General features: G+C 59.2%; 17 protein-coding genes. 7 read left to right on the top strand and 10 right to left on the bottom strand.

Going from position 1 to position 25,407, the window contains the following annotated elements; all coding sequences use genetic code 11:
• Positions 1 to 45: 45 nt before the first annotated feature.
• The 3 genes from BN32_RS06425 to BN32_RS06415 form a co-directional block, all read right to left on the bottom strand.
• Entirely contained in the window at positions 46 to 1,365 is a 1,320-nt protein-coding gene (locus BN32_RS06425; RefSeq protein WP_019197308.1) for a sigma-54-dependent transcriptional regulator, read from the bottom strand.
• Positions 1,355 to 2,689: an ATP-binding protein gene (locus tag BN32_RS06420; protein ID WP_244438098.1), complete on the bottom strand. Its 1,335-nt coding sequence runs from the start codon at positions 2,687 to 2,689 to the stop codon at positions 1,355 to 1,357. Before BN32_RS06420 ends, BN32_RS06425 begins: the two co-directional genes overlap by 11 nt.
• A 106-nt stretch (positions 2,690 to 2,795) precedes the next feature.
• Entirely contained in the window at positions 2,796 to 3,677 is an 882-nt protein-coding gene (locus tag BN32_RS06415) for a substrate-binding domain-containing protein (protein WP_019197306.1), read from the bottom strand.
• Between the two features lie 231 nt (positions 3,678 to 3,908).
• Here BN32_RS06415 and BN32_RS06410 point away from each other — a divergent pair, with 231 nt between their 5' ends.
• The 5 genes from BN32_RS06410 (at position 3,909) to BN32_RS06390 (ending at position 10,003) form a co-directional block, all read left to right on the top strand.
• Positions 3,909 to 4,223 (top strand): ArsR/SmtB family transcription factor, encoded by a 315-nt coding sequence (locus BN32_RS06410; protein WP_019197305.1) that lies wholly within the window; start codon positions 3,909 to 3,911, stop codon positions 4,221 to 4,223.
• Between the two features lie 48 nt (positions 4,224 to 4,271).
• Complete coding sequence (locus BN32_RS06405; RefSeq protein ID WP_019197304.1) at positions 4,272 to 5,645, top strand: NAD(P)-binding domain-containing protein; 1,374 nt, start codon at positions 4,272 to 4,274, stop codon at positions 5,643 to 5,645.
• A gap of 49 nt (positions 5,646 to 5,694) precedes the next feature.
• The gene (locus BN32_RS06400; protein ID WP_173405777.1) at positions 5,695 to 6,864 is read left to right on the top strand and encodes an MFS transporter; all 1,170 of its coding nucleotides are present in this window, start codon (positions 5,695 to 5,697) and stop codon (positions 6,862 to 6,864) included.
• Complete coding sequence (locus BN32_RS06395; RefSeq protein WP_040426054.1) at positions 6,861 to 8,042, top strand: MFS transporter; 1,182 nt, start codon at positions 6,861 to 6,863, stop codon at positions 8,040 to 8,042. The genes BN32_RS06400 and BN32_RS06395 overlap by 4 nt, the downstream gene beginning before the upstream one ends.
• Before the next feature lie 344 nt (positions 8,043 to 8,386).
• Positions 8,387 to 10,003 carry a Fic family protein gene (locus BN32_RS06390; protein ID WP_019197300.1) on the top strand — a complete coding sequence of 539 codons (1,617 nt, stop codon included), beginning with the start codon at positions 8,387 to 8,389 and terminating at the stop codon, positions 10,001 to 10,003.
• 83 nt (positions 10,004 to 10,086) lie between these two features.
• On the opposite strand, the gene BN32_RS06385 is transcribed toward BN32_RS06390, so the two are convergent.
• The 7 genes from BN32_RS06385 to BN32_RS06355 all read right to left on the bottom strand — a co-directional run bounded on the left by BN32_RS06385 (position 10,087) and on the right by BN32_RS06355 (position 21,020).
• Positions 10,087 to 11,475 carry a metallophosphoesterase family protein gene (locus BN32_RS06385; protein WP_019197299.1) on the bottom strand — a complete coding sequence of 463 codons (1,389 nt, stop codon included), beginning with the start codon at positions 11,473 to 11,475 and terminating at the stop codon, positions 10,087 to 10,089.
• A gap of 15 nt (positions 11,476 to 11,490) precedes the next feature.
• Positions 11,491 to 11,769 carry a hypothetical protein gene (locus BN32_RS06380; protein WP_019197298.1) on the bottom strand — a complete coding sequence of 93 codons (279 nt, stop codon included), beginning with the start codon at positions 11,767 to 11,769 and terminating at the stop codon, positions 11,491 to 11,493.
• 18 nt (positions 11,770 to 11,787) lie between these two features.
• Positions 11,788 to 12,783 carry a caspase family protein gene (locus tag BN32_RS06375; RefSeq protein ID WP_019197297.1) on the bottom strand — a complete coding sequence of 332 codons (996 nt, stop codon included), beginning with the start codon at positions 12,781 to 12,783 and terminating at the stop codon, positions 11,788 to 11,790.
• Positions 12,784 to 12,789: 6 nt separating this feature from the next.
• On the bottom strand, positions 12,790 to 13,161 hold the full coding sequence (locus BN32_RS06370; protein WP_019197296.1) for a TIR domain-containing protein: 372 nt from the start codon (positions 13,159 to 13,161) through the stop codon (positions 12,790 to 12,792).
• Positions 13,162 to 13,197: 36 nt separating this feature from the next.
• On the bottom strand, positions 13,198 to 13,680 hold the full coding sequence (locus tag BN32_RS06365; RefSeq protein WP_019197295.1) for a toll/interleukin-1 receptor domain-containing protein: 483 nt from the start codon (positions 13,678 to 13,680) through the stop codon (positions 13,198 to 13,200).
• A 15-nt stretch (positions 13,681 to 13,695) separates the two neighbouring features.
• A complete protein-coding gene (locus tag BN32_RS06360) occupies positions 13,696 to 16,794 on the bottom strand; it encodes a DEAD/DEAH box helicase (RefSeq protein WP_019197294.1) in 3,099 nt (1,032 codons plus the stop codon).
• 482 nt (positions 16,795 to 17,276) lie between these two features.
• Positions 17,277 to 21,020 carry a vitamin B12-dependent ribonucleotide reductase gene (locus tag BN32_RS06355; RefSeq protein ID WP_244438097.1) on the bottom strand — a complete coding sequence of 1,248 codons (3,744 nt, stop codon included), beginning with the start codon at positions 21,018 to 21,020 and terminating at the stop codon, positions 17,277 to 17,279.
• A gap of 717 nt (positions 21,021 to 21,737) precedes the next feature.
• Between BN32_RS06355 and BN32_RS06350 the strand changes: the two genes are divergently transcribed.
• Both BN32_RS06350 and BN32_RS06345 read left to right on the top strand, forming a co-directional pair.
• A complete protein-coding gene (locus BN32_RS06350) occupies positions 21,738 to 22,637 on the top strand; it encodes a DMT family transporter (RefSeq protein ID WP_040426052.1) in 900 nt (299 codons plus the stop codon).
• A 114-nt stretch (positions 22,638 to 22,751) separates the two neighbouring features.
• Positions 22,752 to 25,391: an autotransporter outer membrane beta-barrel domain-containing protein gene (locus tag BN32_RS06345; RefSeq protein ID WP_244438096.1), complete on the top strand. Its 2,640-nt coding sequence runs from the start codon at positions 22,752 to 22,754 to the stop codon at positions 25,389 to 25,391.
• The last annotated feature ends 16 nt before the right edge of the window (positions 25,392 to 25,407 follow it).

Below are 25,407 nucleotides of genomic sequence, written 5' to 3'. Positions count from 1 at the left end.
ACTGGCCGAAACCGTCGAACGGCCATTCAGGGCGGGGAGAGATTATCAGTGGCCCGCGGTCAGGCCCAAGCGGCGCATTTTGTCCCAGAGGGTGGTGCGGCCGATCCCCAGCAGCTTGCTGGCGGCCCCGATTTCACCCTTAGTCGCCGATAGCGCCCGCATGATATGGCGTTTCTCGGCGCTGTTCCTGGCGTCCTCGAGCGAACTCATCGTTTCCTGTTGCAAGATGTCCTGGACTTGCTCCGGAAACATATCTCCCGGCATCACCCATTGACCGAGGCCGAGAGATACCGCGCGCTCGATCCTGTTGCGAAGCTCCCGTACGTTACCCGGCCAGGGATGGGCGAGGGCGAATTCCTCGGCGAGAGCGCTGACGCCACGCAATTCCGTCTCGACTCGTGCACTGCTCTCGGCAAAGAACCTCTCCATCAGCCAGGGAATGTCCTCAACGCGGTCCCGCAGTGGGGGAACGCGCACCGACACTACGTTGATGCGATAATACAAATCCTCGCGGAAGCGGCCGGCTTCGACTTCCTTCTGCAAATTGGCATTCGTCGCGACGACCAGGCGGCCCTTAAAGGGAATCGGTCGTTCGCCGCCGAGACGGTAGAACGTCTTGTCCTCGATCAACCTCAGTAACTTGGCCTGGAGGTCTGAGCGCAGCTCCCCGATTTCGTCGAGAAAGAGGATTCCATCTCCAGCCCGTTCCGCATATCCCAAGTGTCTCTGGGTGGCGCCGGTGAACGCTCCCTTCTCGTGCCCCAATAGCTCGCTTTCCAAAAGATCGGCGGGGATGGCGGCGCAGTTGACCGCCATGAACGGCTGACCCTGACGACCTGACGACGCATGGAGAAAGCGCGCGGCGATCTCCTTGCCACTGCCGGTCTCGCCGGTGATCATCACGGTCGAACCGAGCTTGGCGACGCGGAGCAGTTGCATCTCCAGGGATTTCATCGCCGGCGCAACACCCAGGATGGTTGCGCCTTCGGGCCCGCTAGGCCGCATCAGCTCGCCTAGGCGCAGCAGGAAGTCGTCGAGGTCGAACGGCTTGAGGAAATAGTCGGCCGCTCCGGCTCGCATAAGCCGGACGGCCTGGTCGATGTCGCCGTGACCGGTGATGAAGAGAAACGGCGGTGCGTGAGGCGAGCGGACGGCTTCGCGGAATAATTCTTCCCCGTTGAGGTCAGGAAGACGGATGTCGCACACAATAGCTTCGAACCGATTGCGCGACATGTCATCGATCGCATCTCGGCCGCGTTGCCACCATTTGACGGTCACTCCCTCCAAGGCGAGCCTTTGTACGAGGCTTTCGCCCATGATCTGATCGTCCTCGACGAGTCCTATGGTTTGGCCGCTATGCAACATCGGACAACTCCGCGCGAAGTATTGGAATGATCAATCTGATGGTTGTGCCGCTCGGCCGAAGGCGTTCGATTTCGATACGCCCGCCCATTTCGGCGACAAGTCGGCTTGTGGTCCAAAGACCCAACCCGCCGCCATCTAGTGGAGGCGGCCCGTATCCTGCGGTGAGCACAGCGGAAGCGGACTCGGGCATGCCGCCGCCATAGTCGGACACGACGATTTCGAGGGCAGCGGTACCAGCCGAGACCGTTGCATTTACCTGCGAGCCTTCCGGAGCCGCGGCGACGGCATTGAGAAGGAGATTGAGCAGCGCTTGTCGGATCGGTGTGCTGGCAACCGCGATGGGCCCATCCAAGCGGTTGTCGATCTGAATCGTGACGTATTTCCGCCGTCCTTCCGGAGCGACTAGCATACCGAGATCGTCAATATCAGCGGGGACGAGATTCCTGGATCCGCTGTCCCTGCGGTATACGGCGAGCGTTGTGCGAACGACGTCGCGGATTCCTACAAGTCCGCGCTCGAGCAATCCCAAACTGCTGCTGCGGACACCAGCCAGGTGACCGTGCGTCTTCATCGTCGAAAGAGCATTGAAAAGACCGCCCAGGGGATTGTTGATCTCGTGAGCGACGGCCGACGCAAGTCGCCCCAGGCTTCCGAGGCGCTCTTCTTCCGCAAGTCGCTTGCTCAGATCCTCGCGCTCCTTCATCGAGCGGACGAGTCCGTTGTAGCCGCGGAACAAATGCCCGAACTCGCCCGTGGTCTTTGCGACGATTTCGTCGGGGACGGGGACAGCCAATGTCTCGCGCGCGACACCGAGGTGTTCGGACAGGATACGCACAGGTCGCATCATGTGCGTAACCAGCAACCAACCGGCCGCAGCCAGAAGGATTGTCAATGCACCGTTCGTGAGAGCAAGTGCCATCAGGACGTCGCGACGTTCCGCTGCGAGATGCCGAGTATCAAAAGTGGTGTAGATGATGCCGGCTACTCGACCCGGGTACGACAACGTTCGCATAGCGTTGGCGGTGTCGGCGCCGGCGCTGTAGCTGAAGGCTTTCGTCTTCGAAATATCGTTGGGCGAAAAGCTTGTGCCGATGGGATGTCGCTTCGGATCAGAAGCGGCGATTACCGCTCCCTCGGAATTGGTGACGACCGTCTCAATAGGATGGAGACTCTTATTGATCTCCTGCGCCCGGGCGATCGCATCGTACACTTCCCAATTGTCTTCTCGCAGGATCGATGGAGCTATGGCAGACGAGAGGCCGTCGAGATAACTCTGCGAAAGTTCAACGAGGTGGCGCTGTTGGGTTTCGGTTAAGCGCGCCAAGACACGCTCTGATAGAACTAGTCCTACGAGAATCATCAAGGCCACGACCGCGAGCGGGACCTTTATCGTAATCGGCCAGGATCTGAAGCGCGAAGCGTTCATGGATTCATCCCGCTGCCGCAACAAGTGCTGCCTTGGCAGCAATGGTATCGAAAATATTTGGATCTTCAGAGGCGAAGCCGTCCAATCGGAGCATTTGCAGGACGGCACGTCCTTCGGGGTCGTCGTTCATCTGCAGAAATGCGCGTTTGACGGCTTCGAACCGCGAAGGATCCGCGATGGTTCGCGGCGCCGCGATCGGGGGAAACGCGAGCCACTCCGAAGCTTTGAGGATCCTGGTCCGGGACGTCAATTCCGGCTCCAACTCGCTGACGACGTCATAGACATAGCCATCGACCGATCCTGATCCCGCAAGTCCCGATGCAACTGCCCGGATGACGTCGCGATGACCGTAGGTGAAGAATGTCTTCGCGAAGAAAGTCTCCGGGCGCAGGTTCCGTTGAGCGAGCGCAGCGCGGGTTACGAGAAATCCAGAGTTCGAATCCGGATCCGAGAAGGCATGGATATCGCCACGCAAATCATCCAAGTCGCTCGCCCGACGATCGCGTTCGACGATGAGGTATGATTGATAGAGGGGTTTCCGATGCCAGAGTGGCACCGCCACAAGCTGCAACTCGGAGCGATGCGCGACGAACGGGAATCCGCAGATCCAGGCCGCATCGAGTTGACCCGACGTCAGCAGCGCGGTGATCTCCTGGTACGTGCGTCTGTTGACGAGGGTAACCGGCGAACCGGTGGAGCGCTGGAGGTAGGACTGCAGCCGCCCCAGGAGTTCCAGATCCGAGGTCAGGAACACCGGCGTGAGGCCGAACCTGATCGGCACGATACCGGTGTTCTCCGCCGCATCGCTGAGGGCGGGCGCAAGCAAGGCCGCCGCCGCACCAAGGAAAGCGCGCCGATGCAGTTCTTTGTTTCCACCCGAGGCCATTCGTATCCTCGATTTTTCATTAGTTTTGAGGAGGCTACCGCGATTTAGAAGCGGTTGAAACAGGCGATGGCGGTACTCACCCTCGATCGCATCACGTCCGCGTGGGAGCTTGCCCGCGCAATCCAGGTGGCGTGCAGCAACGGGATACGGTCAGGGGGAGGAACAGCCTATATTTCGAATATTCTAGAAATACAGTTGACACCACACGACGGACGGAGCATCTTTGGTGTCATGAAAATCGAGGACGCTGCAGCCCGCCTCGAAGCGCTGGGCAACCCGACGAGACTGAAGATTTACCGAACGCTCGTCCGCGCGGGCCAGGCGGGCATGGCGGTCGGGCGTTTGCAGGACAAGCTAAAGGTCGCACCGTCAACGCTGTCCCACCATATCAAGTCGCTGGTTTCCGTTGGCCTTGTCTCGCAGGTTCGTGAATCCACCACGCTCGTCTGTCACGCCAACTACGACCTGATGCAGGGTCTGGTCGATTTTCTGGTCGCCGAATGTTGTGCCGACGAAAAGTGCGGTGAGGCGAAGTCCGCAGCATGATTTTTCGTGCCCATAAATTCGATAGTTCTAGAATCATAGGAAGATAGAATGAGCAAAACCGTGGCAATCATTGGAGCGGGTCCCGTCGGCCTGGCCGCCGCTGCCCACGTGATGGAGCGTGGCCTGAATCCCATCGTCCTGGAGGCGGGCGTGGCTGCCGGGCATGCCGTTAGACAGTGGAAGCACGTCCAGCTGTTCTCGCCCTGGGAGTACAACGTCGACAGGGCGGCAGCGAGACTGCTCTCTGCAACGGGCTGGAATTCTCCGGATCCGCACGTCTACCCAACCGGTGCCGAGCTGCTCGAGCAGTATCTCGACCCGCTCGCGACCCGTACCCCGCTTGCAGATGTGATCCGCACGTCGAGCCGCGTGACGGCGATCGGCCGCGTCGGCTTCGACAAGGCCAAGACCAAGGGCCGCGACTTCGCGCCATTCGAAATCCGCTACCAGAACGGCAAGGGGCCGGAGATGCTGCGCGCCGACGCGGTGATCGATACCTCGGGCACATGGTCTTCCCCAAATCCCGCCGGAGCGAACGGACTGCCGGCGATCGGAGAGCATGAATTTGCTGAGCGCATTGCATACGCCATGCCCGATATCCGCGGCGTCGATCGCCGTCGGTACTCCGGCAGGACCGTTGCTGTGCTCGGAGCCGGCCATTCCGCGATCGGCACGCTGACCGAACTGGCACGGCTTCGTGATGAGGCACCGGCGACCGAAGTCGTCTGGCTCCTGCGCGGCTCCGATCCAGCCAAGGCGTTCGGCGGAGGAGCTAACGACAAGCTCGCGGCGCGCGGAGAGCTTGGCGCGGCCTTCGCCGAGCTCGTCGCGGCCGGCAAAATCCGTGTCGAACCCGGGTTCGGTGTGACGCACCTGACGACCGCCGGCGATCGCATGCGCATTGGTGCCGGTTCTTCGTGTTGCGGTCGACATGTCGTTGTGGATGAACTCATCGTCGCCACTGGTTTCCGTCCGGATCTCCGTTTCTTGAGCGAACTGCGCCTCCGGCTGGATCCCTCGATCGAAGCGCCGGTCGCGCTTGCACCATTGATCGACCCCAACGAACATAGCTGCGGAACGGTCCGTCCCCATGGCGCGCGTGAACTTGCGCAGGATGAGCTAGGACTTTACCTCGCTGGCATGAAGTCTTATGGCCGCGCGCCGACTTTTCTGATGATCACTGGATACGAACAGGTTAGGTCGATCGCCGCCGACATTGCGGGGGACCGCGAAGCCGCCGAACGCGTCGAACTCGAGCTTCCGGAAACTGGCGTATGTACGCGCGGCGGCGTGGAAGGCGACTCAACGTCTGCGGGATGCTGTGGCGGTCCAGCTCCTGCGGGCAACGACGCCTGCTGTGTAGAGGACGTCAAGGCGAAGGAGATGGGCAAGACCGGATGCGGTTGTGGCGACAAGGCTTAGGCTTGGAGTGAGAAGCTTGAGGTTGGAAGGCCGATCTGTCATCGCGGGGATGTGTGTGGGGCAACTCGGCAGTTTGCTCCCGCATGTCGTCGTGCCATCTATCCTTGCCGCGTTTCTTATACCGGAATGGCAGCTTACTGGTGCACAGGCCGGCCTTTTGGCCGGTTCTGGTGCTGCCGGTTACATGCTGACCGTGCCGCTATTGGCTGCGCTGACCGATAGAATTGATGCGCGCAAAATCCTAATTGCAGGTTCGGTACTGAACGCGCTCGGCACCTTGTTGTTCGGCGTGTTTGCTTCAGGTCTTTGGACTGGTGTGCTCTTCAATGCGATTGTTGGGATTGGCTTTGCGGGAGCCTATATGCCGGGTCTCAAAGCATTGACCGACCGTTTGGCGCCGGGCGATTCATCCCGAGCCGTCACATTGTACACCTCCAGTTTTTCATTGGGGGTCGGCTTGTCGTTTCTGGTTGCCCAGCTTGTCGCCGCGAGCTGGGGTTGGCGAGCGGCTTTCCTAGTGACAGCCTTCGGTCCAATTATAATGTTCGTGGTCTGTCTCGTGTTGCCGCCGGTCGAGCCAAAGCCTGCGCAGGGACGGCTGCTCGATTTTGCGCCAGTGTTCCGCAATAAAACTGCAATGGGATTTGTTCTCGGATATGGCGCGCATTGTTTTGAGCTTTACGGAATCCGAACCTGGATCGTTGCATTTTGGACGTTCGTTGTGCTGCGGTACGGACAAACGTCAATCTTCACGCCAATTGTCGTCAGTGTTGTCTTCTCTCTGCTCGCGATGCCCGCAAGCATTCTCGGCAATGAACTGGCGTTGAAGTTTGGGCGACACCGGGCAATCACCGCCGTTATGTTTAGTTCTGCCATCGTGGCGCTTATGATCGGATTGTCCGCCGACAAGTCCCCGTGGCTCTTGCTGCCATTGTTGCTGATTTATGCTCTCACCGTTCCGGCCGATTCCGGCGCGCTGACTTCGGGCATGACGATGGCCGCTGATCCGCGTTATCGCGGGGCAACCATGGCGATGCATTCGACCGTAGGTTTCAGCCTGTCCGCCCTTGGTGCATGGGGGATTGGCATCGCGTTGGATAGTGCCGGCGGGCCGTCGAATCCGAGTGCGTGGATGGCTGCATTCTCCGTCCTTGCCCTGGGCATCATGCTGGGCCCGTTGGCGCTCTATTGGTCCAGAGCGACGGCGCCGCAAGCATGAGCCAGCGCCAGCTACCCATCGTCGCGGCACTTGGCACGACGCAGACGCTCGCCTGGGCGTCGAGCTATTATCTACCGGCGATCCTCGCGGATCCGATCGCGCGTGATCTTGGCATCTCGAGCAATTGGCTCTTTGCAGTGTTCTCTGCTTCGTTGGTGATCTCCGGCCTGCTCGGGCCACGCGTGGGCCGGCAAATCGATCTCGTTGGTGGGCGTCAGGTGCTCTCGACATCGAACGTCATCTTTGCCGGTGGGCTTGCGCTTCTTGGAGCATCGACCACGCTGTGGATGTTGAGTGCGGCTTGGCTATTCTTGGGTATCGGCATGGGGTTGGGCCTGTACGATGCTGCATTTGGCACGCTTGGACGGATTTACGGCGACAAGGCACGGAGCGCCATCACCGGAATCACACTAATTGCTGGCTTTGCTAGTACGGTTGGTTGGCCGCTCAGCGCGCTCGGGCTTGAGACGATTGGATGGCGGGAAACGTGCTACGCTTGGGCCGCGGCGCACATCCTGATCGGACTTCCGCTCAATCTTCTTTTCTTGCCACGGACTGCGCGCGTGCAGCACATCGAGGGGCCCGCCGCTAAAACTTGTATTCCGATCGATCGTACGATGGTTCTGCTGTCATTCGCGTTCGCAGCAGCCTGGACAGTGACTTCCGCTATGGCGGCACATCTGCCGCGCATCGTCGAGGCGTTCGGTGCGACGCCGGCGCAAGCAGTGTTCGCCGGCATGATGATCGGGCCGGCCCAGGTGGTGGCTCGCGTGCTTGAGGCAAGCACCCTCAGTAGGTTTCATCCGTTGCTCTCAACTCGGCTTGCCTGCATCACACATCCGATCGGAGCTTGCGTCATCGGGATCTTCGGAGGTGGCGCTGCAGCGGCATTCGCGCTGCTGCATGGCGCTGGCAACGGCATCCTCACGATTGCGCGCGGCACACTGCCGCTGGCGATCTTCGGTCCGAAAGATTATGCCTATCGGCTCGGCCTCATCGGAGCCCCATCACGTATTTGCCAAGCACTCGCACCGCTCGGCTTCGGGCTGTTGATTGAACCGATGGGACGTTGGGTCGTCGCCGTTTCATCCGTCTTTAGTATTGCGGCATTGTTGGCCTTGTTCCTTTTGCCGCGGGTTGATGTGGCCCTCAACGCCTCCAAGATGCCGGCCGAGTGAGGGCGCAGCATCGGCGGCACCGATCATCGGCATGGCCATCATGATGGTGGTGCTATGTACCTGCCGGGGATGCTGCCGCTGATGATCATTGCGGTCATGATCGTGGTCTGTTCGCAGCCAGGTCGGGAGACGCTCAAGTGGGTATTTGCGCTAAGTCGCCTTTGACGACACATGGCCCGCTTATGTTGTTCTGTGCGACAATCTAGACGGATTCGGGCGCTTATGTCGTCTAGCTGTAGTTTCTCTACCTAGGTCCATCAATTCTTAAGTTGAGATTTGCGACAGAATGAGGTATTATGTCGTCTAAAGCGACAAAATTGCCCTCAACCAAGGCTTATGTTGCCATGACCGACGACATTCAACTCACATCCGGTGACCGGACCCGTGACCGGGCTATCCAACGCCAGGCTGAAGCCGGCCATCTCACCAAAATAACTGAGGGCGTCTACGGTAAGCTGAATGGCCGAAGCCTCGACGAGTTCGCTTACTCTCACTGGGCTGCCATTCTCGGTAAAATGGTGCCGGGGGCCATCCTGACTGGGCGAACGGGTATCGCCGTAAATCCGTGGCGCGATCGCGGCAACGACGGCCGCCCCCTCTATCCGGGTTGGATCTTTTGCACGCACAGCGACGGCAAGGCCCGTAAGAGATTTTCGATCCCGGGCCTGGAAGTCCGCTCGTTTCCAGGACCGGGGCCGCTCGAGGGTGATGTCGCATATCTGGGTACGTACATTCCAAGCGCCTCGCGCAATCTCCTCGAAAATCTAAAGCCGTCGCGCGAGCGCGATGGCCCGAGCCGCAACGTCGGACGCGAGGGAGTGGAAGCCGAAATCGAAAGGCTCCTGAAGACAGAACATGAAGATGGATTGAGGGCGATCCGCCAACGCGCGCACAAGATTGCCGAATCCCTCAATGCGTCCGCCGAACTGAAGATTCTCGACGACCTGATCGGTACCTTTCTCGGGACGCGACAAGCCAAGCTCGCACATCAGAAGGTGGCCGCCCGGCAGAGACGTGATGCTCCGTACGATCCAGACTGCATGGAACGCCTCAAGGCGCTCGCAATCGTCCTCAACGGAGGAGCGCTGCCGGAGCGGCCAGATCCTCATGCCGAACCCGATGAACGCGCGTGCACATCGTTCATCGAAGCATACTTCACGAACTACATCGAGGGGACGAGGTTTTCCGTCGATAAGGCCCGCCGTATCGTCTTCGAAAACGAGGAGCCGGATGGCAGGCCAGCCGACGGTCGCGACATCGTTCAAACCTTCCGACAAGTCTCGATCATGGCAAAGGGCATAACCATGGCCGGTTCGTTCGCGGAATTTGTGGACGAGATCAAGGAGCGAAATCGGATTCTTCTCGACGGCCGGCCGGAAAAAGATCCAGGAAACTTCAAGACCGAGCCGAACTTCGTCGGCAACACTCAGTTCGTGGCACCGAACTTGGTGGAGGGCACCTTGAAGGAAGGATTCGAGACGCTCGGAAGCCTGACGAGTCCGCTTGCGCGCGGAATCTTCGTCCACACGCTTCTTGTTCTCGTCCACCCCTTCAACGATGGCAACGGGCGCACCTCGAGGATTATGATGACCAAAGAACTCGTTGGCGCGGGCCAGTCGCGGCTTATCGTTCCGACGATCTTTCGGGAGGACTATATCGGCGGCATCAAGGCGCTCGTCCACGCATCTAGCTTTAGTGCGGCTCCCTTGGTGCGCGCGCTATTGGAATGCCAGCGGGTCACTGCTGCAATCGCGTCTCCCGACCTCGATAGGACGATCGAACTATGGGCCTCGACCCACGCCTTTTTGGAGGACATCGAAACGGCTCGGCTCACGTTCCCCAACCCGATGCTCAAGATTGAAAAGAGAAACGGCGTGCCGGCTCCAGAGACCTATTGGGAAGCGCTCGACTTGGCGAGCAGCGTAACCGACGAGGCGTCCATCTTCGGGCGATCTCTTTAGACAGACCCAGCGTCCTATCCTTCGCCAGGATTCCGTGCGGAAGTGTAACAGCATCCTTGAAGAGGTCGATGCCGACGGGAAGGTTACGAAATAGTCTCCACATATACACGCGATCGGCCTTCATTATTTTGTTCGAAGTATTCCGCTCGGCAGACGTCGCCTTCGAATTCAAGAAGGGCATAGCCGTGAGTGTAGACGCCGCCCGTAGCCCCAAGCTTTGTGGCTTCAATAATCTCGGGCGGCTCTTCAAGGTCCGGCAATGTGTCGTAAATTTTATCGATCAATGAAACGGGGACAGCGCCATGTCCGACGCATCGGCCTCGCTTTAGACCCGCAAATGGTTTGTAGATGCCAAGCGTGTGTTCGTGTCCCCAAAACCAAGCAGCAATATTTCCGGAAGCACTCATTTTTTGGAACGCCTTGAGGAGATGAGGATTTAAGGCCGATCGTTTTCCTGAAGTATCCGCGGCGCCGATAGGGGAAAAAGCAGAGAACAATTGATGATGTGACAGTAGGATTGTACGACCTGGGAATTCCCTGATGCGGTCGCAGTGCCACGCAAGCTCGTCATCCTCAAGAAAAGTGACTGCATCCGCGACGCTCACGGGGCTGTCATCATGAAGGCCCGTGTCCATGGCAAGGATCTGCCATTTCTCATCCGCAGACCGCAGACAAAAAAAGCTTGCGGGCTGAATCGAAGGAGGGGCGTTAAGCCGTTTGATGAGTTCATAGAATCCGACACCTCCACAATACATATCGTGGTTTCCCGACAGCGTGAAAACGTCGGGTGTCAGAGTGCCCTTGCGCAGGACAAGATCAATCGGATCGACAAAGTTCGTTTGGCATTCGTCAGAAGTACCAGAATAATAGATATCGCCAAGATGGACGAATACATCCGGATTATGATCCGCGATAGTTTTTAGGACATCGATCGCAGGCTGTGCACCGGTGCCCCAGTCGCCTGCCACTGCGACGCGGGCACCGGTCTTGATCTCGATTGTCTTGGGTCCATCATCGGATGCCCGAATGTAGGGAATGGGCTTCCTTTTACCGTCCGATTCAAAGTAGAGATGGTATTCGATCAAAGTGTTTAGCCATGCAGGGTCGCAAGTTCCTGCGACGAATTCATGCTTGAGTTCAGATAGAGCCTTGGAATCTCCGCGCGCCAATGCGTTGAGATATCGAAAGCTCAATTCCGCGCAAACGCGCGCGATTCCCGTATTCGTCAGTTCGCGAGCAATACTCGCCGACTGACTCTGACTCGTCTCCACCCCTCGCTCCTGATCGAACGCGCGCTGTGCGATCTCCGCCGCAATACCTGGTAGGGTGCTTGCGGCGGATCTTGGTAGAGTCAGGCGTGCACCGCGCGCCTTGTTGGTCGGGTTCGCGTCAAGTCTCTTAGCTATTTGATCGACGGCGGACTGATACAGGGAAAGCAAGGGGTCGCGAAATGTCTGAAACGTGTCGGGCATGTGGACGTCGAACTCCTAGTTTCGTTCGGATAACCAGCGTTCAATTACCGGAAAATATTTCATGACCTGTTCGCGATCGCTTCTCTTCTCGTTCTCGCTGAGATCGTGGTACCTCGTGGCCATCTGTCGCTCCCAATGGCTGACTAAATCTGCCGGCAGAATGAGCGAACCGTCCGGCTGACGATGTCCTTTGCCGTGAACGTACTTTTGCCAGTGAGCCCACCGCTCATGTTCAATCGCCGCAAGTTCTTCGACCAACAATTTCGACTGCCTATTAACCCGTTCGCTGCACATACGCGCTCCTGCGAGTTCTTAGATCAGCTTTTCCGCGACAAGTTTTCTGTAATGTTCTCCCAGGACAGTTAGTTCACATGATTTTCTTTCCATAGCGGCATGCCACATGTGAAGAGCCCCTACCGGACGAACCAGATTTACCCTCACATAGTTCTGCAGAACTTTGAAAACCGCATTCTTCTGGAGATCAGGCGGTGGGATGTTCGGATCGTTCCGCTGTTCTTGAGACCTCTCGGGTTCGTATGATGGCTCAAGTTGAAATTTGAAGCTCGGCTCGGGAAAAAGTGTCGCCAACTGCAGAAGCTCGGTGAGGGCGATAGGCGGCATCGCTCTTCGCAACGAGACAAAGGATTTTACGTTCGTTTTGAAAACGGGGCGCTGGCCACCCCAAGGTCCTAGGGACTGGTCGATGTGCGCGTACACGCTGCCTGGTGTTACATCCCCGACGAGGTTTGCTGCGGCCCCACCAAGCGCATCGACAAGTAGATTTGTGAATACACCGGGTGCGCCATTGCCTCCCTCATGGGCGTATTGTTCAGCGGTCGATGCTGTCAGTAAAGTCATGCCCTGCACAATTTCCGCAACTGCTCCGCCTCCGGGCCGGTTTCCCGCGATACCGCTGTGGCAGCTATCGAGGATGATGATCTTATTTGTCGCTTTTGAGCACCTCGCAAACGTCATCGCATCGCTCAGAGCAAGTCCGTCATCTCCATTCTGACAATCGCTTGCGCAAAGGAATCCGCCGGTTTCGTCGACGAAGCCGTGCCCAGCGAAGTAGAGCAGCGCAATTTCGGGGTCATCAGAGAACAATTCTCGGATTGCATCGCGAAGGTCGCTCCTCTTGACGATACTGTGAGGACCTGTGGCGAGGAGCACCTTCGGGGTTGCGAAGTTGACGCTGCCATCAGCGTGCCGCGCTAAAATATCGGCTACAGAGTTGGCATCTCGCACGCAGCCACTTAGAGGCGTAAAGTCAGTGTAATAATCTATTCCGACTATTAGAGCCTTACGCATCGGTTGTCACAGTGAATCGATAAAGTTGCTGATGTTGGTGTCGCTCCAGGCAACCGTGGAGATACCGGCGAGCGACGTGCGATCATTCGAGTAGGCCCAAATTCCGCGGATCTTCTTGCCTTCCTCTTTGGCGCACTCGATCTCCCATTTTTGGCCGCTCGATGTGAGCGAATTCTTGCTAACTAGAACTATCACTCCGTCAGATCGGCGGATGCGTGTCCTGACCTTCTCTTTCCATCCGCTGTCATAAGCCTCCTTTACCGACATATCGGTGAATTCATACGGTGCCCGTGGATGTAGTGATTGCCCTTTCAGGAAATCACGTTGACGCTCGTCCTCAATCGCAAAAGCCACGAAGACAATTCTATTCGCTGCCATAATCTTTTCCTTCGATGACTAAATTGTGTGTGCTGTTTACCGTTGTCCGAGCGACGCCTTCATAGACGTGTGGAACGAGCGAAACCCGGTGGCGCGAGCCGTCGTCGGGTACCCCCTCTGTAGTCGCTCTTCTACGAGGAGTTGTGCCTTTTTGGACTCACGAATGTAGATGTCGAGATCTTGCTTTGTGCGCATATACGGCCATTTCACTAAGAATTCTGGGACTGTTGCATTGTCTGACACGAACGATGCAAGAAAACGTTCTTTCTCAGTGGCAACGCCAATCTCCCAAGGCACCCACCATGAAGCTTGCGTGCGCGGGCTAATAACCGCAAGCAATTGCGTGCATTGCTCAAGTTGCTGTCGAATGTAATCGGCGAGATCAGGACCACTTTTATCCAGTTGTCTGTCAATAACGTCCAAGTAGACGTTGAGGCCGTTGGATTGTAAGTGAGCTGCCACAGCCCCGGCTTGGACCGTGTCCTCGTTTTTGTGTGATATAAAGACTTTCACCGGCATAATATCATCCTCAAGTTAAGCGACGTATGGTTCAAGGATCGGACTTGTCGAGATCGGTGGTACTCGTTGTCTTAATTTCAGTGCCTTCACTGCATCGCGCACAGCCGCTAACTTCTCCAGATCATTTTCGAGACAAGAGAGTAGCGCGGCATCCGATGCGGTATCGACTGCAACTGCGTCACAAAGCCTCGCATTCGCTAGTGCGCAATAGTCGCCGCGAAGAAGCCGCGAGCCGGCTTCTCTCGCCAAGTCGACTGCGACAGCGGGTATGCCAAAAGTGAGACGGGTCGTCAGGCGTCCGATCCGATCGCGCAGGTCGAGCCCCGGATGAAGTATCTCTGCAACCCTGGCGGCGGTCGGTACCAGATCGGACGTCCGGCTTGCGACGCTGCGGATCGGTCCCGAGGCGCCGCCGAACGCGCCCCCGAATTGCCCGACGATCTTTTCGATTTCGGATATGGGGCGGCCCGAAACATAGAGGAGACACGCGACCGACTTCTTCGCTCGGATCGTCGCTGTGTGGCTGTCAATGACCTCTCGGCGGAATGCGTCGAGTACATATCCGTCTGTTACCTGGGGGCGGAGTTCGTTAGCCCAGAATTGAGGTTCTTTCTGAGTGCTCTTTTTGTTGATCGGAAAATGGATTTGATCCAACTCCAACGTAACTTGAGTGGCCGCGATTAGGTCGGGATCGCTCAACCGATCAGGAGGAATCTGACGCAGGCACTCGACGAGGCGGACGATTGACGTCACTTCCGTCGCGCTCTCTCCGGCGAGCCGCCCTAGGTCTGTGAGGAGATAGAGTCCGTCGACGTTGGAGATCAGCCCGTTGATCTCGAGATCCTGCAGCGCCTTGACTAGCTCTTCGCGATTCCATTTCCAGCCGTCGCGCGTGCGCGTTGCTTGAAACGCGCCGAAGCTTGATTCCAAAAAATCGACGATAGCATCGCTGGAGATCCCTTTGGGGCTTAGCCGGCTGAGGGAAGTGACTACGCGGACGATGAGGGATCGCGCGTCAGTATCGACGTCGAGGAATCTAGATACGAGATCCTCAGGCGCTCTTGTGACGTAGTTGTTCCAATAACCGTATTCGGCACGCTGATCGGTCGCCAGCAGATATGACGATCCCTTCTCGGCAAACCCGAGGCGGCCTGCGCGCCCGACGAGGTTCTTGTACTCGGCGATAGAGTACGGCTGATCCTGAGGATGCATTAATCCGACGATGACGACAGATGAGGCGGGAGTGTTGACGCCCATCGCGAGAGTTGTCGTTGCGGCAATCACGCGCAGCCCAGAACCTGGACGGCGAAATTCCTCTTCCACCACACGGCGTTCTTCCGGTGTGAGGTCAGCGTGATGGAAGGCTACACCGTGCGCTAGTGCTTTGCGGAGATCTTGGTTGGCGAGCGAAGCATCGCTGGCTGGCAGTTGGTCGAGCGCAGCCTGTGCCGGCGAGAGCGCCAGTGCTTCCGACAGGTACCCGGCCGTCCCGCGTGCTTCACCCTTCACCTCTCTGAATACTATGACTTGCTGACCTTTGCCGACCAAATGCCTCACCAGCGGCACGACCCAATCCTGGCTCGAGCCTTTGCGATATTCCTGCCGGATGATAGGCCCCTCGATCCGCTCGGCGCCGGTGGTTGAATCGATGAAGCGGAATGTGCCGTCCGCACGCAGCAAACCTTCGTCTAACGGTACCGGCCTCTCGGTATGGCGGAGAAGCCGTGCGCCGAACCACCGCTCGAGACCATTAGTATCTCCGATAACAGCGGAGAGTGCGATCGTCTGGGGTTCGATACCCTCGCGCCGGCGCATGCGGATCAGCGTCAGCAAGAACTCCAGGTTGGCGCCGCGGCTTTTGTCCGCAATCATCTGGGCCTCATCGACGACGATCACGCCAGCGCCGGCGAGCACGTGCGGAAAGGTGAGGGCGATGGCCGCGAACTTCTCGTAGGTTAGAAGCGCGATGTCGTACTTGCCGCGCAGCAGCGGTGAGATGTCGTCGGTCTCGCCGGTGGCTTCTACGGTGCGGATTCCGAAGGGGCCGTATACCGAACTGAAGTGGCGCCGCTTGTCTGCCACCAGTGCCTTCAGTGGCAGGAGGAAGATAGCCCGCCGCCGATCAAGCACGTTGCGCAGCGCCGCTAGTTCTCCGACCATGGTCTTGCCGCTCGACGTCGGCGCAGACACCACCAGATGATCTCCGTTCAGGACGCCGTAGTCGTTCACAGCCGCGATTTGGAGTGAGTTTAACGACGGGATAGCATTCGACCATGCGTCAATCAGCCCCTGGGGGAATCCCGCGTCCTGCAGACTCGCGAGATCGGCAGTAACCGCGACCTGGCTGCGATTGGGGAATATGGCGGCAAAACGAGGTCCTTCGACGAAGATGGGCCAATGCACGTCGCCTTCGATCTTCCCCTTCATAGTCGGATGCTGCTGCAGGCCGAATTGCGCTGCCGCCGCCGCGACACGGGCGGAGACGTGGTCGAGCAATCTATAGAGTGGGATGCGTCCGCCCTGTACGACTTCGCTCGCTCCACGCAGCGCTTCGATCAGATAGAACGTCAGGTAGCCGTGCCCTTGGTGAGCGTTTTCGTAAGCCGGCTCGTCGGCTCGCGAGGCTGTAAAAATAAGGCGCCCGTCGCCTGCGATCTGCGCCAGCTTTGCCTCGGCGGATCTCAGGTCGCGCGGCTTGATGTCGATCTGCAGTACCTTGGACCCGAGCCCGCCCGAGAAGCAGCAATCGAGAAAGAAGACTAGGCGACGGGCCGGTATTCTAGAAAACCAGTCTTGGAGGAGGTCCAGCGGCACTGCAGACGCCGGAAGGTTTAAAATGTCGGCGTCGTATGGGATGAGCTCGTGGGTTTCCGAGCCGTGGCCCGAGAAACCGATGACGACAGTGTCGTCGACGTCACAGTCCGCAAGCGCCAAGAATTCCGTTTCGATCCGCTGTTTAGTGGCATCGGTATCCGTCAACAGCGTTGAGGCACCGCCCAGCGTGTCAGTGAACAGCGCATTCAGGGCCATTGCGTCCCGGCATGCGCAGCTAAGCTCTCCGATTGCAGGCGATTGGTAGCGATCGATACCGATGAATAGGCCGCGAAATGCCATCAGAGGACCTCACTAAATATTCAATTCTGCGCTCGTTCTCTCAGTCATTCGCTTCGATGCGTCCTGCCGAGCGCTAAATTCATTCACGATATGTTCGACAAGCCATTTCGCGGCGAAGCCGAAGCTCGCCGCGAAACCTTTCTCAACTTTCAGTTGCCGCCCACAGCACCGACTAGAGGACCAACTTTGCCCGGTAACGGGGACAAACTTGTAGCGGACCAACTATGCCCGATGCTGCATTGGGCTGATTCCCACTCCGAACAATTAACTGCAGCCTGTTGTCCCTCCGCATTTGTCGCACTTCTTGCAGGTGCCGGACATTTCCAGTTTGGCTTTGATAACCATGCAACTCGTAGGTTGTAATTTGCGCGACCATTAATTGGGGTGCATCGTGCAAACTTATGGGGTGGAAGTCGTTCTTTTGGGGTGCGTTACACTAGTGCCTCACGAACACCCCGTCGTGCTGCCGCACGTATCGCACTTCATGCACGTGCCATTCCGTACCAGCGTGAAGTTCGAACACTCGGTGCACATGTCGCCTTCATAGCCTCTAGCCTTTGCTTCCGCGCGGCGCTCGGCCTTGCTTGGTGCGGCCTGAGCTGCCGAACCGGCCTTGCTCCAGTTCTGCTGCTCCAGCTTTTCGGTCGGCGAGAGTTCGCGCTCGGGCTCCGCGGTCTTGAGCGCGGTGAGGGCGCTTGCCCCCCACCCGGCGCGCTGCGCGCGCCGCCCTCCCCACCCAGGGGGGAGGGAGAAGAAGCGGTCGCGCCTGCTGACGCAATCGAGGTGACGTTACCGGACGCCTGCGCATCGGCAGCGCCGCCCTGCATGACCACAAGCTTGTCGGTGCGCGAGCGGGTGAGGCCCTTCGACAGGTACTTCGAGGAGTGCGACGCATCCGGCGACTTGCCTTCCTCGACGCCCTTGCCGAGCGCATCGAAGCCGGTCTCGCTCGGATCGACGTGGGCGAGATCGAAGCGCGACTGGTACGACACCGCAAGTTCGCGGAACACGTAGTCGAGGATCGAGGTCGCGAACTTGATCGAGTCGTTGCCCTGCACCGGGCCCGCTGGCTCGAAGCGGGTGAAGGTGAAGGCGTCGACATACTCTTCCAGCGGCACGCCGTATTGCAGACCCAATGAGACGGCGATGGCGAAGTTGTTGATGAAGGAGCGCAGCGCCGCGCCTTCCTTGTGCATGTCGATGAAGATCTCGCCGAGGCGGCCGTCATCGTATTCGCCGGTGCGCAGATAAACCTTGTGGCCGCCGACCACAGCCTTCTGGGTGTAGCCCTTACGGCGATCCGGCATCTTCTCGCGTTCACGCATCACAACGATGCGCTCGACCAGCTTCTCGACGATTTTCTCCGAGACCTGGGTGGTGCGCGCCGCCATCGGCTTGTCGTAGAACGCCTCGATGGCATCGTCCTCGTCGTCATCATCGCTGATGAGCTGCGAGTTCAGCGGCTGCGAGAGCTTCGAGCCGTCGCGATAGAGCGCGTTGGCCTTGAGCGCGAGCTTCCACGAGAGCAGATAGGCGGATTTGCAATCCTCCACCGTGGCGTCGTTCGGCATGTTGATGGTCTTGGAAATCGCACCCGAGATGAAGGGCTGCGACGCCGCCATCATGCGGATGTGGCTTTCCACCGACAGATATCGCTTGCCGATCTTGCCGCAGGGATTGGCGCAATCGAACACCGCGTAGTGCTCGGCCTTCAGGAAGGGCGCGCCTTCCACGGTCATCGCGCCGCAGATGTGGATGTTGGCGGCCTCGATCTCGCGCTTGGTGAAGCCGAGCGCGGTGAGCAGGTCGAAGCCGGGGGCCGCGATGGCCTCGGGCTCAAGCTTCAGGGTGTCGCGCAGAAAATCTTCGCCGAAGGTCCACTTGTTGAAGGCGAACTTGATGTCGAAGGCGGTCGGCAGCGCGGCTTCGGCCTTCTTCAGCGCTTCGTCGGTGAAGCCCTTGGCGCGCAGCGTCGTTGCGTTGATGCCGGGCGCGTTGGAGAGCGATCCGTGGCCGACAGCGTAGGCTTCGATCTCGGCGATCTCGTTCTCGGGATAGCCGAGCGCGCGCAGCGCTTCCGGCACGGCGCGGTTGATGATCTTCCAGTAGCCGCCGCCGGCGAGCTTCTTGAATTTCACCAGCGCGAAGTCCGGCTCGATGCCCGTAGTGTCGCAATCCATCACCAGGCCGATGGTGCCGGTCGGCGCGACCACGGTGGTCTGCGCGTTGCGGTAGCCATGCTGTTCGCCGAGTTCGAGCGCCGCGTCCCAGACGAGCTTCGCGCGGGTGACGATGTCGCCCTGCGGGCAGCTCGCGTGATCGAGCGGCACCGGATTCACAGCGAGCGCTTCATAGCCGCGGGATTCGCCATGCGCCGCACGGCGATGGTTGCGGATCACCCGCAGCATGTGCGCCGCGTTCTTCTTGTAGCCGGGGAAGGGGCCAAGCTCCTTCGCCATTTCGGCGGAGGTGGCGTAGCTGGTGCCGGTCATCACGGCGGTCAGCGCGCCGCACAGCGCGCGGCCTTCCTTCGAGTCGTAGGACAGGCCCATGGTCATCAGCAGGCCGCCGATGTTGGCGTAGCCGAGGCCCAGCGTGCGGAACTCGTAGGAGAGTTCGGCGATCGCCTTCGACGGGAACTGCGCCATCATGACTGAAATTTCCAGCACGACGGTCCACAGGCGGCACAGATGCTCATAGGCTTCGATGTCGAAGCGGCGGGTCTGGGTGTCGTAGAAGGTCAGCAGGTTGGCGGAGGCGAGGTTGCACGCCGTGTCGTCGAGGAACATGTATTCCGAGCACGGATTGGACGCGCGGATGTCACCGCTGGCTTTACACGTGTGCCAGTCGTTCATGGTGGTGTTGTAGTGCAGGCCGGGATCGGCCGACGCCCAGGCGGCGTAACCAATTTTTTCCCACAGGTCGCGGGCCTTCAGCGTCTTCGTCACCTTCTTGTTGGTGCGGCCGATCAGATTCCAGTCGCCGTCGGTTTCCACCGCACGCAGGAAGTCGTCCTTCAGCGAGACCGAGTTGTTCGAGTTCTGGCCGGCGACGGTGAGATAGGCCTCCGAATCCCAGTCGGTGTCATAGGTGTCGAACGAGATGTCGGTGTAGCCCTGCTTGGCGAACTGCATCACGCGCTTGATGAGATTGTCCTGCACCATGGCGCGGCGCGCGAACTTGATCTCTCGGCGGAGCGCCGGGTTCTTCTCGGGGTCGAAGCAGTCGTCGCCTGAACCTTCGCAGTTCACGCAGGCCTTCATGATGGCCTTGAGATGCTTCTGGTTGATCTTGGAGCCGGTGACCAGCGCGGCGACCTTCTGCTCTTCCTTCACCTTCCAGTCGATATAGGTTTCGATATCCGGATGGTCGGCATCGACCACGACCATCTTGGCCGCGCGGCGCGTGGTGCCGCCGCTCTTGATCGCGCCCGCCGCGCGGTCGCCGATCTTGAGGAACGACATCAGGCCGGATGAGCGGCCGCCGCCGGAGAGCTTTTCGCCTTCGCCGCGCAGGCGCGAGAAGTTGGAGCCGGTGCCGGAGCCGTACTTGAACAGGCGCGCCTCGCGAACCCACAGGTCCATGATGCCGCCTTCGTTGACGAGATCGTCATCGACGCCCTGGATGAAGCAGGCGTGCGGCTGCGGATGCTCGTAGGAGGATTTCGATTTGGTCAGCTTGCCGGTCTTCCAGTCCACATAGTAGTGGCCCTGGCCTGGACCATCGACGCCGTAGGCCCAGTGCAGTCCGGTGTTGAACCACTGCGGCGAGTTCGGCGCGACCATCTGCTTGGCGAGCATGAAGCGCAGTTCGTCATAGAATGCGCGCGCGTCTTCTTCCGAGGTGAAGTACGAGCCCTTCCAGCCCCAGTAGGTCCAGCAGCCGGCGAGACGATCGAACACCTGCTTGGCGGAATGCTCGCCGCCGATGCGCTCGGATTCGGGGAGGGCGGCAAGGGCCTCGGGGTCCGGCACCGAACGCCACAGCCACGACGGGACAGTCTCTTCCTCGACCTTCTTCAGGCGCGAGGCGACGCCGGCTTTCCGGAAATACTTCTGCGCGAGAACGTCGGAGGCGACCTGCGACCAGAACTCCGGCACCTCGACATTCTCAAGGCGGAACACCACCGAGCCGTCGGGGTTGCGGATCTCGCTCGTCGTCAGCCGGAAGTCGATGGCGGCGTAGGGTGACTGGTCGGCTTTGGTGTAGCGGCGTTCGATGCGCATTGTAGTGCCCCGTCCTTTGCCGGCGCTCCCGTCCCTTGACGGTAAGCCGGAGATTTCAATTTGCGAACCGGTTCGTTCGCAGTTCTTTGCCGTTCACATCGTCCCGTGTTCGGGTCCGAAGCCGCGGCCTGTTAACTCTGGCGGGCACGATCCGGTCCCCAAACCGGCCTTGCCCGAACGCCCCAAACTCGCCTTTTGCGCCGCAGTTTGCCGCGGTTTCGCCTTTTCGATTCCGGCCCAAAAACAGCGCAGACAAATCCACGTCCCGTGACCTCGACCGGTCTGACGGAGCTGCCTTCTTGGCCCTTTGCGGGAGGTGCCCGACGGGACTGAAAACCCCCGCGCCGAACAGTCCCAAAGCTAGGCCGACTCCATCCGACACGTCAAGGATTAGTGTCGAAAACTGAATCAAATACTAAATATGGTGGAAAATGCGGATTTCCAGCGGGATGGCGCATCGCCGGGATGGTTCGCATTGCGGGAAGTATCGGTGAGTCCTTGTGGATTCGGAAGCCGAAATCTCACCTCCTTGTGAGTTCCTCCAAGGTTTGTCGCGGGCCTCCAAAATCGCGTCTTTGATATGCGCGTATTTTGCTGATTCCGGGTGGATCGCGTGAAGCGCGCGTGGTCTTTCTCCCCGTCATCCACATGGCGTGGAATTCGAGTCGAAGGACCAAACCTGTGGACAGCCGCACGCCGCCCGAAGCGCTGACCGACATGTCGCCGGAAGAGCGAGCCGTCGCGCAGCGGCGAACGCGATCGATCGGCTATCTGTTGCTGCTGGCAACGTCGATCGGCTGGGGACTGAACTGGCCCGTCACCAAACATCTGTTGATGGAATTGCCGCCGCTGTCGGTCCGCGGCCTGTCTGGCATCGTCGGTGCGGGATTGCTTGCGCTGCTGGCGCTGGCGTTCCGGCAATCGCTGAAAGTGCCGCGCGAGACATGGCCGCGGCTCGTGCTGCTGTCGCTCCTCAACGTCACGGCCTGGATGGCGCTGATGGGGCTGGCACTGGTGTATCTGCCGGCAAGCGAGGCCGCTGTCATGGCCTATACAATGCCAGTCTGGGCCTCGGTGCTGGCGTGGCCGATTCTCGGTGAGCGAATTTCGCTGTTACGGGTGGTTGCTATGGCGATGGCCATCGCCGGCCTCATCGCGCTGATGGGCGGCAGCGGTATCGCGGCGAGCTACGTCAAGCTGCCGGGCATTGCGCTGGCACTGGCCGGCGCATTCCTGTTCGCACTCGGCACGGTGTTCGGCAAGCGCTGGCCGTTGGGATTGCCACCACTGACGTCGGCAGTCTGGCAGATCCTGATCGGCTGCCTGCCGGTCGCCGTGGTTGGGCTCTTGATCGAGCAGCCGCACTTCATGACGCTGTCGCCGCTGGGCTGGACATTGTTCGGCTATTCGATCGTGGTTCAGTTTTGCATCGCGTACGCTTGCTGGTTTGCCGCGCTTCAGCGGCTCCCGGCTTCGGTCGCTGCCATCGGGACACTGCTGGTGCCGGTCATTGGTGTGTTGGCATCCGCCGCAGCACTCGGCGAACCGCTCGGCGTCGCACAGATCGCAGCGCTTGGGTTCACCATAGCCGGCGTCGTGCTGGCGTCACGCTCCTGAGGCGATATCGTCTCATTCAGCGCAAAAGGTATTTATAAATAGCCCATTAATCGGCGCTGTACCTCAAATACAACAGCGCCTGGAACCGCCGCTTGCTAGGTTCCACGCGATACGATGAGCGACCAACGCTCGCGAATGATCGGGGCTGGCGTGGTGTCGTTGCGGGCTAAGGCTGCTTGGGGTTTTCGCGTGTGTACAATGCACGCGTCGCGTTTCATTTTCGCGATCATCGCTGTCGCGGCATGGGCCAGTATCATCATCGCATCCACCGATGCGAAGGCGCAGTTCGCCTGCGTCGGGACGCTCGGCGCGAGTGATGTCACCTGTACCAACGCCGGCACAACCGCTGTGCCGTTTTTTCAGGATCAACTCGGCAGTTTCAATCTCACGACCATCAGTTCCGGTGCGAGCAACGGCATCACCACGACCAGTGTTGATGGAAACGTTACCGCCACGAATTCCGGCATCAATGCCGATATGCTGGGAACGTCGGCGAGCGGTCTCGGCAATGCGACATCGAACAATTCCGGGACGATCGGATCGTACATCTCGACGCTGACCGGCGCGGGTAACGCCACGTCGACGAACTCCGGAACGGTAATTCAGGATATCACCACGATTGCTCAGGACGGCGGCAATGCGCTGACCAACAACTCCGGCAACGTCGGTGGAAACGTCGTGACAACCGCCGATGGCGGCGGTAGCGCGACGACCAACAATTCGGGAACAATTGTTGGCATTCTCAACACACAAACTAGCATTGGCGGCGCTGGGTTTGGCGCAGGCACCGCGATGTCGATCAATTCCGGAATTGCTGACCTCGTTATTACGCAGACTTTCGATGGCGGAAACGCCGTCACGACAAATTCCGGGAAAGTCTTACGTACGATCCAGACCATGACGACCGATAGCGGCGACGCCACGACAGTCAATACCGGGACGATAGACGGATCAATTGCCACGGTCAGCGGACTCTCGAGCGGCGATGGCAATGCGACGACAATCAATGCCGGCGTGGTCAACGGCCTTATCCAGACAGCTGTGGGCGGCAACGGCAATTCAACCAACATCAATTCCGGCTCTGTGTCCGGAGGGATGGTCGGAATAGTTGCTGGCGACGGAAATGCAGCGGCAGTAAATTTTGGATACGTAGGTGGCCCGGTCGCTTCGCAGGTCAACGGTGTTGGAAATTCCTCGATCGTCAACTACGGCACCATCGATAGCGGCGGTTTGGGTACTGTGCTCGCTCAGACGTCATCTGGTACAGCCTCGGTTTTCAACGCCGGGAGAATTGTTGGAACATTAGGTGTCTCTGTGGTCGACGCGGGCCATGCGGTTGTTACAAACGCCGGACTGATAGACGGAAGTGGGTCCGGAGCGGCCATTTTTATGGACAGCGATCCCTCTAATCCGGCGGCCCGCAGCACGCTCAACATTCTTCCTGGATCGAGGATCATTGGCACAATCCAGCTTGCTGGAGATACGTTTTATCCCGGCTCAGGAACAGTTGTGAACATCCTGAGCGGACACGATATTTCGTCGGCGCTGACGTTCGGAAACAACTGTGGATGTGGTACTTTTGGCGGCCTCATCGACACGGGCGCGACCGTCAACGTCACCGGCGGTGCGCCTTATGTCATTAGTGGCGACACCGTCGCCATTCTCGATCCAACGTCGTTCGCGGGTGCGGATCGCAATGTGGTCGACGTGACGCGCACGATTACGTCTCTCGTCACGAGCCGCCTGACCAATCCGGCGCCGATCGGTGGGAGCGGATCGATGGCCATCGGTTTCGCGCCGTCCGGCAACGTCGCGCGCGACATGGTGAACGATGCCTTCTTGGGTATTCCGGTGCTGGCTTATGCGAGCAACGACCGCGTGCTTCTGAGCAATCCGAGCTTTACCGCCGCCGACGGCACCAGCGTGTGGGCGCAGGGCTTCGGCGGGCGTCGAGTTCAGCAGGCGGATGCACCGACGTTGCGTTCGGTGAACAACTTCTACGGTGGCGTGCTCGGCATCGACAAGACGGTGCGGCCAGGTCTGAGGATCGGCGGCTTCATTGGCGGCGGCGCGATCAAATCGACCATCGATCTCAATTCCGGCGACACCTCAAGCGACATCGGGTTCGGCGGTCTTTACGGCCGCTACGCCGTTGGTCGCGCGTTCGTGGATTTCTCATTGCTCGGTGGTTACAGCAGCAACGATGTGAAGCGCACGATTGCCAACAACCTCGCGCCCGGCGGCTATGAATACGCCACCGGAAAGTACAATGGCTGGTTCGTCAGTCCGGAGGTTGCCTACGGTCTTGAGCAGTCGCTCGGCTATAACCTGACGCTGACGCCGTCCGCGCGGGTGCGCTATCTTGCGGCCGGCTTCGGCGGATATCAGGAAACCGGGTCGTCGACGAACCTGACCGTCGCGCCGCGCACGTCGCACAATTTCGAGGAGCGTGGCGAATTCAAGCTGACGCGCACCACCCGCGCCACGCCGTCAGAGCAACTGCAACTGAGTGGCACCGCCGGACTGGTTGCCTTGCAGCGCGTCGGCGACAGTAACGTCAACACCATCTTGCTCGGACAGAGCCTCGCTTTCGCAACACCCGGCAAAGGCAGCATTGTCGGCTTTTACACAGGAGCCGGTTTTGATTGGCGTAACGCTACGGGCGTTTCGGTATTTGGTGCAGCCGAGTTCACTGCAATGTCCGATCAAAGCCAGACCATCACGGGCCGGGGCGGCATGAAGATTTCGTTCTAGCGCCTTCATTCGCGTC

It is taken from the genome of Afipia birgiae 34632, assembly GCF_000308295.2.
Classification (GTDB): domain Bacteria; phylum Pseudomonadota; class Alphaproteobacteria; order Rhizobiales; family Xanthobacteraceae; genus Afipia; species Afipia birgiae.
The sequence above is the reverse complement of the archived record's forward strand: the minus strand, read 5'-3'. Positions and strand labels throughout refer to the sequence as shown.

Coding starts and splice junctions, on each gene's coding strand:
- BN32_RS06425 (WP_019197308.1), bottom strand. CDS start 1,365: ATGTTGCATAGCGGCCAAACCATAGGACTCGTCGAGGACGATCAGATC.
- BN32_RS06415 (WP_019197306.1), bottom strand. CDS start 3,677: ATGGCCTCGGGTGGAAACAAAGAACTGCATCGGCGCGCTTTCCTTGGT.
- BN32_RS06410 (WP_019197305.1), top strand. CDS start 3,909: ATGAAAATCGAGGACGCTGCAGCCCGCCTCGAAGCGCTGGGCAACCCG.
- BN32_RS06405 (WP_019197304.1), top strand. CDS start 4,272: ATGAGCAAAACCGTGGCAATCATTGGAGCGGGTCCCGTCGGCCTGGCC.
- BN32_RS06400 (WP_173405777.1), top strand. CDS start 5,695: ATGTGTGTGGGGCAACTCGGCAGTTTGCTCCCGCATGTCGTCGTGCCA.
- BN32_RS06395 (WP_040426054.1), top strand. CDS start 6,861: ATGAGCCAGCGCCAGCTACCCATCGTCGCGGCACTTGGCACGACGCAG.
- BN32_RS06390 (WP_019197300.1), top strand. CDS start 8,387: ATGACCGACGACATTCAACTCACATCCGGTGACCGGACCCGTGACCGG.
- BN32_RS06385 (WP_019197299.1), bottom strand. CDS start 11,475: ATGCCCGACACGTTTCAGACATTTCGCGACCCCTTGCTTTCCCTGTAT.
- BN32_RS06380 (WP_019197298.1), bottom strand. CDS start 11,769: ATGTGCAGCGAACGGGTTAATAGGCAGTCGAAATTGTTGGTCGAAGAA.
- BN32_RS06375 (WP_019197297.1), bottom strand. CDS start 12,783: ATGCGTAAGGCTCTAATAGTCGGAATAGATTATTACACTGACTTTACG.
- BN32_RS06370 (WP_019197296.1), bottom strand. CDS start 13,161: ATGGCAGCGAATAGAATTGTCTTCGTGGCTTTTGCGATTGAGGACGAG.
- BN32_RS06365 (WP_019197295.1), bottom strand. CDS start 13,680: ATGCCGGTGAAAGTCTTTATATCACACAAAAACGAGGACACGGTCCAA.
- BN32_RS06360 (WP_019197294.1), bottom strand. CDS start 16,794: ATGGCATTTCGCGGCCTATTCATCGGTATCGATCGCTACCAATCGCCT.
- BN32_RS06355 (WP_244438097.1), bottom strand. CDS start 21,020: ATGCGCATCGAACGCCGCTACACCAAAGCCGACCAGTCACCCTACGCC.
- BN32_RS06350 (WP_040426052.1), top strand. CDS start 21,738: ATGTCGCCGGAAGAGCGAGCCGTCGCGCAGCGGCGAACGCGATCGATC.
- BN32_RS06345 (WP_244438096.1), top strand. CDS start 22,752: ATGAGCGACCAACGCTCGCGAATGATCGGGGCTGGCGTGGTGTCGTTG.